11 protein-coding genes are annotated in these 14,448 nt (G+C 67.1%); 7 read left to right on the forward strand and 4 right to left on the reverse strand.

Annotated elements, in window-relative coordinates; translation table 11 throughout:
• Positions 1–54 precede the first annotated feature (54 nt).
• The 3 genes from H521_RS25780 to H521_RS0108490 all read right to left on the reverse strand — a co-directional run bounded on the left by H521_RS25780 (position 55) and on the right by H521_RS0108490 (position 3,397).
• Positions 55–675 carry a hypothetical protein gene (locus H521_RS25780; protein ID WP_156891316.1) on the reverse strand — a complete coding sequence of 207 codons (621 nt, stop codon included), beginning with the start codon at positions 673–675 and terminating at the stop codon, positions 55–57.
• Positions 676–813: 138 nt separating this feature from the next.
• Positions 814–1,812 carry a pentapeptide repeat-containing protein gene (locus H521_RS0108485; protein WP_156891318.1) on the reverse strand — a complete coding sequence of 333 codons (999 nt, stop codon included), beginning with the start codon at positions 1,810–1,812 and terminating at the stop codon, positions 814–816.
• Between the two features lie 25 nt (positions 1,813–1,837).
• Complete coding sequence (locus tag H521_RS0108490; RefSeq protein WP_022892598.1) at positions 1,838–3,397, reverse strand: RHS repeat-associated core domain-containing protein; 1,560 nt, start codon at positions 3,395–3,397, stop codon at positions 1,838–1,840.
• 217 nt (positions 3,398–3,614) lie between these two features.
• Between H521_RS0108490 and H521_RS22335 the strand changes: the two genes are divergently transcribed.
• Genes H521_RS22335 through mnhG form a run of 6 tightly spaced genes read left to right on the forward strand, consistent with a single transcriptional unit; the run spans position 3,615 to position 10,020 of the window.
• Complete coding sequence (locus H521_RS22335) at positions 3,615–6,710, forward strand: Na+/H+ antiporter subunit A (protein ID WP_022892599.1); 3,096 nt, start codon at positions 3,615–3,617, stop codon at positions 6,708–6,710.
• Positions 6,707–7,225 carry an NADH-quinone oxidoreductase subunit K gene (locus tag H521_RS0108500; protein WP_022892600.1) on the forward strand — a complete coding sequence of 173 codons (519 nt, stop codon included), beginning with the start codon at positions 6,707–6,709 and terminating at the stop codon, positions 7,223–7,225. The genes H521_RS22335 and H521_RS0108500 overlap by 4 nt, the downstream gene beginning before the upstream one ends.
• Positions 7,222–8,802, forward strand: a complete 1,581-nt coding sequence (locus H521_RS22340; RefSeq protein ID WP_022892601.1) for a Na+/H+ antiporter subunit D — start codon at positions 7,222–7,224, stop codon at positions 8,800–8,802. Before H521_RS0108500 ends, H521_RS22340 begins: the two co-directional genes overlap by 4 nt.
• On the forward strand, positions 8,799–9,401 hold the full coding sequence (locus H521_RS22345; protein WP_040424221.1) for a Na+/H+ antiporter subunit E: 603 nt from the start codon (positions 8,799–8,801) through the stop codon (positions 9,399–9,401). The genes H521_RS22340 and H521_RS22345 overlap by 4 nt, the downstream gene beginning before the upstream one ends.
• Positions 9,398–9,670, forward strand: a complete 273-nt coding sequence (locus H521_RS0108515) for a monovalent cation/H+ antiporter complex subunit F (protein ID WP_026482083.1) — start codon at positions 9,398–9,400, stop codon at positions 9,668–9,670. The genes H521_RS22345 and H521_RS0108515 overlap by 4 nt, the downstream gene beginning before the upstream one ends.
• Positions 9,667–10,020, forward strand: coding sequence for a monovalent cation/H(+) antiporter subunit G (gene mnhG / locus H521_RS22350; protein ID WP_040424223.1), 354 nt, complete (start codon positions 9,667–9,669; stop codon positions 10,018–10,020). Before H521_RS0108515 ends, mnhG begins: the two co-directional genes overlap by 4 nt.
• A 28-nt stretch (positions 10,021–10,048) precedes the next feature.
• Here the strand turns inward: mnhG and H521_RS0108525 are convergent, their stop codons facing one another.
• The gene (locus tag H521_RS0108525; protein WP_156891319.1) at positions 10,049–13,111 is read right to left on the reverse strand and encodes a GH116 family glycosyl hydrolase; all 3,063 of its coding nucleotides are present in this window, start codon (positions 13,109–13,111) and stop codon (positions 10,049–10,051) included.
• A 188-nt stretch (positions 13,112–13,299) separates the two neighbouring features.
• Between H521_RS0108525 and H521_RS0108530 the strand changes: the two genes are divergently transcribed.
• Positions 13,300–14,304: a LacI family DNA-binding transcriptional regulator gene (locus tag H521_RS0108530; RefSeq protein WP_022892603.1), complete on the forward strand. Its 1,005-nt coding sequence runs from the start codon at positions 13,300–13,302 to the stop codon at positions 14,302–14,304.
• The last annotated feature ends 144 nt before the right edge of the window (positions 14,305–14,448 follow it).

The raw sequence follows: 14,448 nt of genomic DNA on the forward strand, positions 1-14,448 counted from the left end.
TCCATGTCTTGAGACCAGGTCACTCCACACCGCCTCAGCGACTCTGCCCGGCCACTACGCCGGTCCGGTCATGGAAGCACGTCGATCGATCGCGTCTTCGAGAGCGGCGGCGGAATGCCGAAATACCAAGGCGCCAAACCGTGAACTTGCGACGATGAGTGGGAGCTTCGTGTCGCCATGATCATCTCGAACACCGATGGCGATGCCGTAAAACTCGGTGCCAGAGAGAGGAAGAAGTGCACTCTCGGCGCTCTTGACCACGCCCCAAGGAATCTGCGCGACCCTCCGGGGATTGGCCTGGCCTGCTTTCTGAATCGACCAGAACGCAAGACCTCCCCTGTCGAGTGAAACCGCCCCGTATTCCGACGCCTTTGCTTCGCGCTCAGTCACGACTGCGACCGATTCGAGCGAATGACGGAGCTCCTGCGTCCAGTAAATGAGGTGGACATGCTGCACGCCCCTCGATGCAAGAACATTTCGCAACCGCCGGTGTTTTCCACCCGCCAAAATCGTTACGAGTAGGCCCCCGACGACGCAGCCGATTACGACGACAAGGATCCAAAGGATCGCTTCACCCAGGCTCATGCCTTCGGCAACAAGTCGCACGACTTGAGTTGTCAACGTTGCTATGACGAGGAGGAAAGCACCGAAAACGAGGGCTATGCGCGGCTTCACAGCGCTGCTCCCAGGGCCAACTTACAAACTGGAGCGTACCGGCCGAGGCCGTGGCTCGGGGCCAGCCCCGCCACCTCGCACACGGTTGCCCGCTCGATCGCCTGTCCATGACTTCGAAGACCGTCAGAGAACATCGCTTCACTCCAACGGATAGTGCTCGTCACGGGAAGCGGTTCGCGCCCGTTCGAGAACCTGCGCGATTAGGTCGAACGCTGGATCATCTTCGCCCACAGCTTCGAACACTGCAGTCGAGTCAGACGGATCGGGGGGCCCCACGTTTTCGATCAGTGCGCGCGCGATACGCTCCTCGAGCGAATCGCCGGCGAGGAGCGGCAACGCGAGAGGTGCCAGCGAGTGGATGTCCTCGACGATGAGGAGTCGTTGATCTTCCGGAAATTGAACGTCCACGAAGCGGCATCCACGGAAGGTCACGTCGACGAAGTGCGCCTCGCTGAAGTCCACCCGCGTCATCGGTCGACATCGCGGGCCGCTCCCGCCTCTCGGGTACCCGAAGAACTCCGCCCGCTTGATGGAACCGGTGAATCTGCAGTCGCTTATGCTGACGTTTTCGAATGTTGCGCGATCCAACTTCGAGCGCTCGAAGGTGCAGGAATTCACGGCGCCCGCCGACATCGATGTATCCCGTAAGTCCGCTCCGTCGAAACAGACTCCTGTCCACAACGGCAAAGCGGTCTCAGCAACCGGGCCAGGTTCGGCCAACGCAGCGAGGGCGCTTCCACGCATCTTCGCGCCAAGAAAAGAGCTGTCGCGCACGTGGGTGTTCCACATGCGCCAGTCCGTGCAGTCTGCTTGGTCGAAGACGCAGTTCTCAATGGCGACGCCAAAGAACCTGAACGATCGCAGTCTCGAATGACTCAGGTCGATATTCGCCAGATGTACGCCATCGAGCTCAACGAAGTCATCTGTGACACCCGTGGTGCGTCCTCGCCCGTCGAGCCTTGGCGCAACGAACGGATCCTCGAAAGTAAGGCCGCGCAAATCAATGCGCCCTTGAAATGTGCCGAACAATTCGGCACCGCGCGTGTCGCCGCCTTGCGACAGAAACGCCGCAGCCTGTGCCGCGAGCATGGCCCCATCAGGCGTTGACCATCGACGGCGAAGAGCGGCGTTGCTCACTTCATCGCCCCTCGTTGGACGAGAGTCACCAGAACAGTCCAGTGCCTTCGCCCCAGTTGCCGTACCTCCTGGTGTGTATCGACCATTGGCCCTGCGCTGTCATGTCCCACCACTGGTTCCCACCCTTCAGGTAGAAGTCCGGCCCAGCCTGACCTGGCTTCGTAATCCCCACCCCTTTCAAAGCAGGATCATTCGCCACGGATTGCTTCACCCACTTGTCGATCTGGTATCCCTGGAACGCCTTGCGGAGGTAAGGGTACGATGCTGCCGCACGCTGCTGACCATTCGTGAGCTTAATCCCTCCGCTCTCGAACATGCGGACACCTGCCTGATGGTGCGCCCGAAGGCGCGTGGTGATCGCCTTCATACTCTTCAAGACAACGGGTGAGCGAAGCGCGGCGGGCGCCGATACGCCACCTCCGCGGCCGCCTCCACCGGCATCACGCGGAGTGAACGCCGCGTCCCACATTCGTTCTCCGCTGAGGTCGAGTTTGTTGATGGGGTCGGCGGGGTAGTCGTAGTTGTTCGTTACGCCGCCCTCAACAGGGTCGACCTCGAGGAACCGCCCCAGCGCGGGCACGTACTGGCGGGCACCCATCTCGATCGTCATGATCGAACCAGCGTGTTCGGTGAGCTTGCGGTGCTGGCCGAGCCACCCCCAATCCGCATCACCGGGCAACGTATCGGGCCCCGCGTCATCCGCGGTCGGTGTGCCGATCTGCCGGGTCAGCGGATCAACGGGTTGACCGAACGGGTCGTACCGGTGCACGCCCGTGCTGCGGGTGCCCGCGGCATCCGCTGCGACCGTGATGTCGCCGTGAATGTTCGGATACAACCACGACTGGGCGCCAGCCGATACGGCAACGGTGACGCCGCCGGGCAGACCCGCCACCCGCTGGATCACGGAGTTCTGCCCATCCAACGTCAACGTCGGACTGTCACCGCCACCCGTGAACCCACACCGGGTCACGCTCACTGCGGGGTTCTGCCCCGCCGGGGTCTGGGTGCGCTGGATGATGCGGCCCGTGACATCCCGCACATACGCCACGACCGTGCCGTCCGTCAGCTTCGTCTTCACATGCTGATCCGACACGTCATAGCCGAGCGTCTGATCAGCGAGGGTCTTCGTGTTGCCGTGCGCGTCATAGACCAACTTGGTGGCCGGGATACCACCGGCCACCGGCGACAAGCCTGGACCCGCCGGGGCGCCCGTCACGGTCGTCTGGGTCAGCCGGTCGGTGTGGTCGTAGCAGTACGACGTGGTCACCGCCGTGCCACCATCGGGCAGATCGGTCGAGCTCGTACGATTGCCGTTCAACCCCGCACCAGCGTTCACACCGCACCCATCGGATGCCGCGAACCCATACGTGAGCGCATGACCCGGGATCACCGCCGACACCAAACGACCAGCCCCATCGAACCCATACCGCGAGTCGTAGGCAGTCCAACCATCGGTCAAGGTATTTGCCACGATGCGGCCTGACTGAGACCGGAACACCCCATCCTTCACGGCTTGCTGGCCGCTCGGGAACAACCACGACATACCCGTCAACGCGCCCGCGGGGTTGCGCTGCAGCTCGGCCAATGTAAGCCTCTTTGGAGCTTTATCGAGGTTTATCGAGATTCCATAAAAGCTCTCGAACAGTCAGCGACGGCGGATGAACTGGCGCTCCGCCAGGCACACCGGTGCGAGCAATGATCCGCCCTCCGCGCCTCGATTCCGCTCTGGGCATACAACACGCCTCGGGCCCGAAACCGCCTGCCGATAAACTCGGAGGACGGTGCGAGCGCGAGGAGGGTGAATGATCGCCAGCCTCGCTGCCTTCGCGGCTGCCGCGCTCGTCATGCCGCTGCTTGCGCGCTGGCTCGGCCGACGCGTCTTCGCGGTCATCGCCCTGCTGCCCGCCGCGGTCTTCGTGTTGCTGCTGACCTGGCTGCCCGGCGTGCTCGCGGGCACGCCCGTCGTCGAGATCGTGCCGTGGATTCCCGCCCTAGACATCTCGCTGAGCTTCCGGCTCGACGCGCTCGCCCTGCTGCTCGCGCTCATCGTCACGGGCGTCGGCGCTCTCGTGCTGCTCTACTGCGTGCACTACTTCGCCGACGACGAGCCCGCGCTCGGCCGTTTCGCGGGCCTCCTCCTCGCCTTCGCGGGCGTCATGTTCGGCCTCGTCACGGCCGACGACGTGTTCATCCTGTTCACGTTCTGGGAGGCCACGAGCGTGCTCTCCTACCTCTTGATCGGCCACTACACCGGCCGCAAAGAGAGCCGCGGTGCCGCGCTGCAGGCGCTCACCGTCACGACGTTCGGCGGGCTCGCGATGCTCGTCGGCCTCGTCATCCTCGCCGTTGCCGGGGGCACCACGAGCCTCTCCGAACTCATCGCCGACCCCGTCACGGGTGCGGCCGGCGAGTGGGCGATCGCCCTCGTGCTGCTCGGCGCGATCTCGAAGAGCGCGCTCGTGCCGTTCCACTTCTGGCTGCCGGCGGCGATGGCCGCGCCCACACCCGTCAGCGCGTACCTGCACGCCGCCGCCATGGTGAAGGCGGGCGTCTACCTCGTCGCCCGCCTCGCCCCCGGCTACGCGGAGCTCGAGGTGTGGCATCCGATCGTCATCGGCCTCGGCGCGCTCACGATGCTCGTCGGCGGCTGGCGCGCCCTTCGCCAGTACGACATCAAGCTTCTGCTCGCCTACGGCACCGTGAGCCAGCTCGGCTTCCTCGTCATGGTGACGGGCTTCGGCACGCGCGACGCAGCGCTCGCGGGCGTCGCGCTGCTGCTCGCGCACGCGCTCTTCAAGGCCGCTCTCTTTCTCGTGGTCGGCATCGTCGACCACGCCGCCGGCACGCGCGACTGGCGCAAGCTCTCGGGCGTCGGCCGGCGCATGCCGGTGATCGCCACGATCGCGTTCATCGCCGCCGCCTCGATGGCCGGCGTGCCCCCGCTCATCGGCTTCGTCGCCAAAGAGGCCGTGTTCACCGCCTTCCTCGACGCGGTCGCGGCCGGCGACTCGTGGGCGTGGGTCGCCCTCATCGGCGCGGTCGCCGGCTCGGTGCTCACGGTCGCCTACACGGTGCGATTCATTTGGGGCGCCTTCTTCTCCAAGACGGATGTCGCTGACACGCCGCTGCACGCCGAGAGCCCCGCGATCGCGGTCGCCCCGGGGCTGCTCGCAGCGGCGAGTGTCGTGTCGACCTTCGCCATTCCGTTCATCGAACCGCTGCTCGCGAGCTACGCCGACGAGCTGCCGGGCGGCCACGACTACCACCTCGCGCTCTGGCACGGGCTCGAGCCGGCGCTCGCGCTCTCGGCCGTCGTCTTCGCGCTCGGTGCCCTGCTCGTGTGGGGCCGTCAGCGCGTCGCCCGTCTGCAGGCCTCCGTCGCACCGGTGCTCGATTCGGCGCGCGGCTACCTCGGCATCGTGTCGGTCGTCGACCGGGTCGCGGCCTCGATCACCACGGCGATCCAGGCCCGCGGCCTGCCCGGCTACCTCGCGATCATCATGACCGTCTTCATCGGCGGGCTCGGCGCGGCATCCATCATGAACACGTCGTGGCCCGCCGGCATCCGCCTCTTCGACTACCCGGCACAGCCGTTCCTCGCCCTCGTCATGGCGATCGCCGCAGTCGCCGCCGCCACGGTTCGCCAGCGCATGACCGCGGTGCTGCTCGTGAGCGTCACGGGCTACGGCCTCGTGCTGCTGTTCGGCATGTCGGGCGCACCCGATCTCGCGCTCACCCAGGCGCTCGTCGAGACGATCGTGCTCGTGGTCTTCGTGCTCGTGCTGCGCCGGCTGCCGAAGCAGATCGCGCAGCGCAACCCGCCGGTGCACAAGCTCGCGCGGGGCATCATCGGTGCGCTCGCCGGTCTCGTCATGGCAGTGCTCGGCCTCGTCGCGCTCGGCGCACGCATCCAGCCGACCATCGCCGGCGGTCTGCCCGCGCTCGCGCTCGAGGCGCACGGCAAGAACATCGTGAACGTCATGCTCGTCGACATCCGCGCGTGGGACACCCTCGGTGAGATCTCGGTGCTCGTCGCCGTGGCGACCGGCGTCGCGAGCCTCATCTTCGTGTCGGGCCGTACCGGCGGGGCGCCGCGCCTCGACGCGGTCGACGAGGGCGTCAACCGTCGCGACCGCTTGCGTCCGGTGCCCGAGCCGGCCTGGAGCATTCGGGCGCCTCGCACGAGCCTCGCCGACACTGCTGGCGAATCGGATGCCGCGGGCGAGGCCGCCGAGACCCGGCAGACGTGGCTCCTGGCGGGCCGCACCATCTCGCCGCGCAACCGCTCGATCCTCATCGAGGTGCTCGTGCGGCTGCTCTTCCACCCCGCGATCATCGTGTCGGTCTTCCTGCTCTTCGTCGGCCACAACGCCCCCGGCGGCGGCTTCGCGGGCGGCCTGCTCGCGGGTCTCGCCCTCGTCGCCCGCTACCTCGCCGGCGGCCGCTACGAACTCGGCGAAGCGGCACCGGTCGACGCCGGCCGTCTGCTCGGCACGGGTCTGCTGCTCGCCGCCGGCACCGCAGCGGGCTCGCTGCTCTTCGGGGGCCCGGTGTTCGAATCCGCGTGGTTCGAGACCGAGGTGCCGCTGCTCGGCACGATCTCGATCGGCACGTCCACACTCTTCGACATCGGCGTCTACCTCGTGGTCGTCGGCCTCGTGCTCGACATCCTGCGCTCGCTCGGCGGCGAGGTCGATCGCCAAGAGGAGCGGCAGACGGCCGACGAAGGCGACGGCGCGTTCACGACGGGCGACGGCGAGCACGGTGATGAACACGGCGGCACCCCCGGTGAGGGCGCGGAGTTCGCCGACGGCGACGAGTACTCGGCCGGTGCCCGGCTGCCGGGCGACGGCGCCCGCCAGCCCAGCGTCGAACGCACCGAGGAGGCACGATCGTGACCGCCTCACTGACCCTCGTCGCGCTCATGGCCGTGCTCTTCGGCGCCGGCGTCTCGATCATGCTCGAGCGCAGCCTCACCCGGGTGCTCATCGGGTTCCTGCTCGTCGGCAACTCCGTGAACATCCTCATCTACCTGATGAGCGGCGCACCCGGCCTCGCACCGCTGCTCGGTGAGGGCGTCGACGCCGACGAGATCTCCGACCCCCTTCCGCAGGCGTTCGTGCTGACCGCGATCGTCATCAACCTCGGCATCACCGCCTTCATGCTCGCGCTCATCTACCGCTCGTGGTGGCTGGCCCAGCTCGGCGCGGAGGGTGACCTCGTCGACGACACCGCCGACCTCACCGAAGACGCCGAAGAGGCGGCCGACCTCATCCGCAGCTCGGCGGCCGACGACCAGGCCATTCAAGACCTCATCGACGCGAGTGACGAAGAGCCCGACGAAGACCTCGAAGAGGAGCTCGAGCTCGAGGCATCCGCTCGTGATCGAGACGACGAGGAGGGCAAGCCGTGACCGCCGTGCTCGTGCCTCTCGTCGTGCTGCTGCCCCTGCTCGGGGCGGCGAGCGCGCTCATCCTCGGCCGGCACCGCCGAGCGCAGATGGCCGTGAGCCTCGGCGTGCTCTCGGCGGTCACGGTGATCGCCGCCGTGCTGCTCGTCGCCGTCGACACCACCGGCCCCGCGGTCGTCTACGTCGGCGGCTGGGATGCCCCGTGGGGCATCACCCTCGTCGTCGATCGACTCTCGGCGATCATGCTCGTGATCTCGGCGATCATGCTGCTCGTCGTGCTCGTGTACTCGGTGGGCCAGGGCATCGCCGACCAGCATCGCGAGACGCCGGTCTCGATCTTCCACCCGAGCTACCTCATCCTGTCGGCGGGCGTCTTCAACGCCTTCATCGCCGGCGACCTCTTCAACCTCTACGTCGGCTTCGAGATCCTGCTCTCGGCGAGCTACGTGCTGCTCACCCTCGGCGGCACGGGCGAGCGCATCCGCGCGGGCGTCACGTACATCATCGTGAGCCTCGTCTCCTCGCTCTTCTTCCTGAGCGCGATCGCCCTCGTCTACGGCGCGACCGGCACCGTGAACATCGCCCAGCTCTCGGTGCGCCTCGCCGAGCTGCCCGACAGCGTGCAGCTCATGCTCCACCTGCTGCTGCTCATCGCGTTCGGCATCAAGGCGGCGGTCTTCCCGCTGTCGTTCTGGCTGCCCGACTCCTATCCGACGGCGCCAGCACCGGTGACCGCCGTGTTCGCGGGCTTGCTCACGAAGGTCGGCGTCTACGCCATCATCCGCACCGAGACGGTGATGTTCGTCGAGAGCGACGTGACGGTGCTGCTCATGGTGGTCGGCGCACTCACCATGCTGATCGGCATCCTCGGCGCGCTCACGCAAGCCGACATCAAGCGATTGCTCTCGTTCACGCTCGTCAGCCACATCGGCTACATGATCTTCGGCATCGCGCTCGGCTCGCAGCTCGGCTACGCGGCGACGATCTACTACGTCGTGCACCACATCACGGTGCAGACGACCCTCTTCCTCACCACCGGACTCATCGAGCGCTTCGGCGGCGCGACCTCCATCAACCGGCTCGCGGGCCTCTTGAAGGCCTCGCCGCTCCTCGGCGTGCTGTTCTTCATTCCGGCGCTGAACCTCGGCGGCATCCCGCCGTTCTCCGGCTTCCTCGGCAAGACCGGCCTGTTCCTCGCCGGCGCAGAAGGCGCAGCGGATGCCCCGGGCACGGCCTGGCTCATCTGGGTCGTGATCGGCGTCGGCGCACTCACCTCGCTCATCACGCTCTACGCCCTCACCCGGTTCTGGAACATGGCGTTCTGGCGTGGTCGCTCAGAACTCGAGGGCTACGAGTCGGTGCTGCTCGGTTCGGTGCTCGAGGCGCCCGAGGGCGCGACGGTGACCGCGACCCGCACGACGCCAGTGCTCATGGTCGTCGCGACGAGCGCGCTCGTGATGCTCACGATCTGCCTGACCGTCTTCGCCGGCCCCATGTTCGACCTCACCGGCCGCGCGGCCGAGAACCTCCTCGACGCAGGCGTGTACGTCTCGACGGTGTTCCCGGGAGGCATCCGATGACGCATGCTGCAGCGGATGTCTCGCGCTGGCGCTCCGTCTGGCGCCAGTTGCCGCTCCTCGTCGCCCTCGTGTTCCTCTGGGTCTTCCTCTGGGACCAGGTCACCGTGCTCACCGTGGTCACCGGCGTGCTGCTCGCGATCGGCGTGACCCGCGTGCTGTACCTGCCACCGGTGCTCTTGAGCGGTCGCTTCAACGTGTGGCGCGGGCTGCTGCTCGGCCTCCGCATGATGTGGGACGTCACGATCGCGTCGCTGCAGGTCGCCGTGCTCGCGATCGACCCGCGGTGGAAGCCGATGAACTCGATCATCGCCGTGCAGCTGCTCACCCGCTCCGACCTCGTCACGACGCTCACGGCCGAGGCGATCTCGGTCGTGCCGGGCACCGTGGTGGTCGACATCGACCGCGAGCGCGGCCTGCTCTACCTGCACGCGCTCGGCACCCGCACCCAGGCCGACATCGACCGGGTGCGGCGCGACGTGCTCGGCACCGAGGAGCGCATCGTGCTCGCCATCGGCACCCGCGGGCAGGCGGCATCCGTTCGGGCCGCTCGTCGTGAACGCCGCGCAGCACACGACCACTCGAAGGGAGTCCGCGCATGACGTTTCTCGAGATCGTCAGCATCATCGCTGGCGTGATGTTCGGCATCGGTGCGATCGCGGCCGTCTTCCGCATCATCCGCGGCCCGTCGATTCTCGACCGGGCCCTCGCGACCGACGTGCTGCTCGCCATCGCGATCTGCGCGCTCGGCGCCGAGATGGCGATCAACACGCACACCGACACCCTCGTGGTGATGCTCGTGCTCGCGATGTTCGCGGTCGTCGGTTCGATCTCCATCGCACGATTCATGGCGAAGCAGGATGCCTCGTGAGCGCCGCCGAGATCGCTGTCGCGCTGCTCATCCTCGTGAGCGCCTTCCTGTCGATGGCCGCCGGCATCGGCATCGTGCGCTTTCCCGACGTGCTCACCCGCCTGCACGCCGCCACGAAGCCGCAGGTGCTCGGCCTCGCGACGGTGCTCGTCGCGATCGTCGTGCAGGTGCCCACGTGGGGCGTGCTCACGACGGTGGTGCTCGTCATGACGTTCCAGCTGCTCACCCAGCCGATGACGGCGCACATGCTCGGACGCTCGGCCTATCGCAGCGACCACGTGCGCCGCGACCTGCTGATCGAAGACGACCTCGACCGCGACATCTCCGACCACGACCAATCCGGCCAGTGAACTGAGACGCGCGGTCGAGCAACGCGCCTCAGGGCGCGAGTTGTGCGGCCTTCAACCGCACCGGCTTGCCAGCCTTGTACGGCCGGGTCACCGTGTTGCCGCCGCCCTCCACCGTGATGCGGTCGCGCGTCACCCGCACCTCGTATCGCTTGCCGTGCCAGTACAGGTTGCGCACACCGGCATGGCTCAGTGTCGACGGCAGGTTCGGAGTGATCACGAGGGCATCGGGCTCCGCCTCGACGCCGATGAAGGCGTACATGAAGCTCGCGGGCACGAGGCCGCTCTCGGGGAATGGGATGTCCGTTCCGACGGAGGTGCTGCCGGTGCCGCTGTCGACGGTGCTCTCGCCTCGGAAGAGCGGGGTGCCGCCCGAGATGTGGTCCGGCTCGTTCCACCGATCGAGAATCGCGGTCAACCGCGCCCAGGCGTCGTCGGCCGATCGGTATCGGGCACGGGCCATCACGTCGAAGCCCGAGGTGTAGAGGATCGCTCCGCCGTCTTGCACCTGGTGCTCCCACGGGGTGTTGAGATTGTTGAGGAAGAACCAGTAGTTGTTGCGTCGAGTCGTCGCCCTCGGTGCGAAGACCCATCTCGAGTAGATGTCGGCCGGCCCCTCGAAGTGCTCGCCCAGTGCTGCCACGAACCGCGACCTGGCATCCACTGCGGGGAGCCCATCGGCATACGCGAGCGCACCGGGCACCGACGTCATCGACGACCACCATGCGAGCGTGCCCGTGACGTTCGAGACCTCGAGGTAGTACACCCCGGGCGCCTGCTTCGGCACGTCGATGTGCGCCACGCTGCCGTCGCCCCAGTCGCTGAACTGCCGTTCGGCGATCTGCACCGGTGACGTGCCATCGGGCACGCCCTGGTACAGGGTCATCGTGAACGTGGCGCCGCGCGTGCCGTAGGTCGGGAACCGCGCGGCGACGCTCGTGAACGCGGCGTTGGCGGTGAAGCTCTGCCCCATGGTGCGGTCGGGCTCGATCTTCGGCGCCAGGCCGCCGCCCTCGATGAGCACGACCGAGTCCTGCAGCTCGGTGTGGCCGTGGTCGAGCCACTCGAAGATCCGTGCGGCCTGGCCCTCGGAGGGCAGTCCGAACGACGCGGCTTCGAGGTTGACGTAGGTCGCACCGTAGTCGTGCACGACTCCGTCGACATCGATGGACTGGATGTAGCGACCGTCGGTGTCGTTCCAGAAGAGCTCGTTGTAGCGCTGCGCGACGATCGGCCGCAGCGCTCTCAGCTGCTTCGCGCGCTTCTTCTCCTTGACGAAGTCCTCGAGTTGCGCCATCGCTTCGAGGGCACCGTAGAAGTACGCGTTGACGTACGCGTCGAGATGCCCGTGCGAGGTGATGTCCCAGTAGTTGGAGGGAACGGCGCCGTCTCGCCCGCTGTGGTCGGGCGAGTCGATCGTCACGGCTCCGCTGCTCCCGCCGAGGGAGTCGAGGTAGAAGTCCATGGCCTTCCTCGCCCGCGGCAGCATGGTGGTGAGGAACGCGGAATCCCCGGTCCATGAGAAGTAGCGCCACGTCGCGAGCACGTACATCGCGTTGGAGGTGAAGTGTCTGCTGTCGTAGAGCTTCGGATCGGGAAAGGGCCAGCCCTGCGAGTCCGGCCACGACCAGACGTACCCGTTGTCGTCGAGCTTCGTGTTGAGCAGGCTGGCGGACTGCTCGTCGGCGCCGACCGTTCCCGTCCAGTCGAGGATGCGGCCCTCCCAATCGGCCCAGTCGGCGGCGTGCCCACTGAACCGGAAGCTCAGCGCCCTCTCCCAGTAGAACGTCGAGAGCTGGGTGGCTCGCACGTCGTCGGATGCGGTGAAGACGGGGAAGACGTCGGGCAGGGCGTCGGTGTGAGGCTGCACCTCGATGGCGATCGAACGCGAGATCACCGTCGCGGCGTCGGTGCCGCCCGTGTTCAGCGTGAGGGCCATCGAGTCGGCGGCCATCGTGCCGTCGAGGATCGGCACGGGCGCCGAGATGCGAAGGTCGTACGGGCCGGTTCCGGTGGCTCCGACCCACTTGTTGCCGAGCACGGGGTTGGTCCACGCGGCACGGCGCTTCAACTGCTGCGACGGGATGTAGTAGCCGTCGTCACCGATGAAGCGACTGAACAGCACCCCGTCGGCGGCGTCGATCGAGTAGCCGTCCTTGACCCACGAGGTGTTCATCGTGAGGCCCGGATCGGCGCGCGGGTCGCCCTGCCATTCCAGCTCGTACGACAGCTGCAGAGTCGGACCATTGAGTTCGAACTGCCACGATGCGAGGCCATCGACGTTGAAGCCGACGACGTCGATCGTCATCGTGCGCCCGCTTAGTTGGGTGCGATCGGCGTACGACGAGCCGCCGACATCGACGGTGGTCGAGCCGCCCTGCGCCCACCACCCAGGCGTGCCCGCGGCATCCGACGCCTCGAGGTAGTAGACGCCGGCCGGCTGGGCCGGCACGTCGACGTAGGCCCAGCCGTTGTCTTGCACCGGGCTCACGACCGTGCTGCCGATCTCGGTCAGGCCGGTCGCCGGGGTACCCGAGTAGAGCGTCAGCTTCATCGATGAGTTCTGGTTGCTCCACGTCGGGAACTGGCCGCCCACGCGGAAGAAGCGGTGCGCCGACGCCGTGAACGTCTGGCCGAGCGTCTGTCCGGGGTTGAGCGGCACCGGCGCATTGAGCTGAGCCTGCCGAAGGTCCGACGCCGACGGAATCTGGATGCCCGTGACGTTCAGGGTGGTCTCGGTCGCCGTCCACGCGACGCCGTCGTTGAAGCCCGCCTCGTAGAAGTCGGACTCGCCGATGTACAGCGAGCTGAATGCGGTGGGTTGGTACTGCCCATTGCCCGTTGGATCGCACGCCAGCCGGGTCAGCTTGCCGTACGCGCCGGCGATGCTGACGAAGCCGTTCTCGAGTCGATAGGTCGCGGCCTCCGCCGCGGCTGCGGTCTCGGCCTGCGCAGTGCGCCCCACCAGCGTGGTCGCGGCGGCGACGAGACCGGCCCCCTTGAGGAACGAACGTCGACTCGCCGTGAAACGGTTGCTGCTCATGCCCATCGGATAGCTCCATTGCTCGATGTCGGTGATACTGAAACGTTTCACGCATCGTATTCAAGAATCCGGCCACTGTCAACAGGTTCCGCCACGGATGCGCGGACATGCAGGGCGCGTGGTCGACGACCCGAAGCGCCGCTGCGAATTGAAAAGTTTCAGATCGAGCCGGGCGAATGGTCGGTTCACGGCCCGGCCGACTCCTAGGATGGAGCTCACACCGAACGGTCGGAGGGGCGATGGGCAGGGCAGTCGGCATACGGGATGTCGCCGAAGCGGCCCAAGTCTCGGTCGGCACCGTCTCGAACGCGCTCAACAAACCCGATCGAGTTTCTCCCACGACCCTCGCTCGAGTGCTCGCGGTGATCGACGAACTCGGATTCGTGCGCAACGACCTCGCTCGCCAGCTCAAGATGGGCGCCGGCACGACGCTCGGCATGATCGTGCTCAACGTGGCCAACCCGTTCTTCGCCGACCTCGCGCACGCGTCCGAAGCGGCCGCCGAGGAGGCCGGCCAGACCGTCGTGCTCGGCTCGAGTGACCAGCTCGAGGCCCGGGAAGATCGCTATCTCGATCTCTTCGAGGAGCAGCGGGTGCGGGGAATGCTCGTCGCGCCACTTGACGGCATCACGCAGCGCATGCGGCGGCTGCGCGCCCGGGGCATGCCGCTCATCCTCTTCGACATCCACGCCGATCGCGATTTCTGCTCGGTCACACTCGATGGCCGAGCCGGCGGCGAGCTCGTCGCACGCCACTTGATCGAGTCGGGCCGGCGCCACATCGCCTTCCTCGGCGGGCCCCTGCATCAGGTCGAAGACCGGTGGCTCGGTGCGCAGCGGGTCTGCGCCGAGCACCAGGGCGTGCGCCTCACGCACGTCGACACCGACGATCAGACCATCGCCGACGGTCGCGCCGCCGGCGCGGTCATCGAGGCGATGCCCGCCGCCGAGCGCCCCGACGCCGTGTTCGCGGCGAACGACCTGCTCGCCCTCGGGGTGCTGCAGGCGCTCGTGATGTCCGATCAGCTCAGCGTGCCACGCGACATCGCCGTCGTCGGCTACGACGACATCGACTACGCCGAGTCCGCGATCGTCCCTCTCAGCACAGTGCGCCAGTCCACGGGTCTACTCGCCGAGCACGCCATCCGCCTCGTGCTCGACGAAGCCGACGACCCCGATCACAGCCACGAGCAGTTGAAGCTCTCGCCCGAGCTCATCGTGCGAGAGAGCTCCTCTCCACGCTGACCGGTGCTTGACAGCCCCGGAGCATCACTCCATGATGACTCGTCAGTGAAACCTTTCAGTCTCGCTTTCCCGAGGTGACCGATCACGAGCCGTCGCGCTCTGGTCCGCACCCGCCCCCGAGCTTCGGAGCTGTTGTGCACGTCC

The organism is Agromyces subbeticus DSM 16689 (assembly GCF_000421565.1).
In the GTDB taxonomy this organism is placed as follows: Bacteria; Actinomycetota; Actinomycetes; order Actinomycetales; family Microbacteriaceae; genus Agromyces; species Agromyces subbeticus.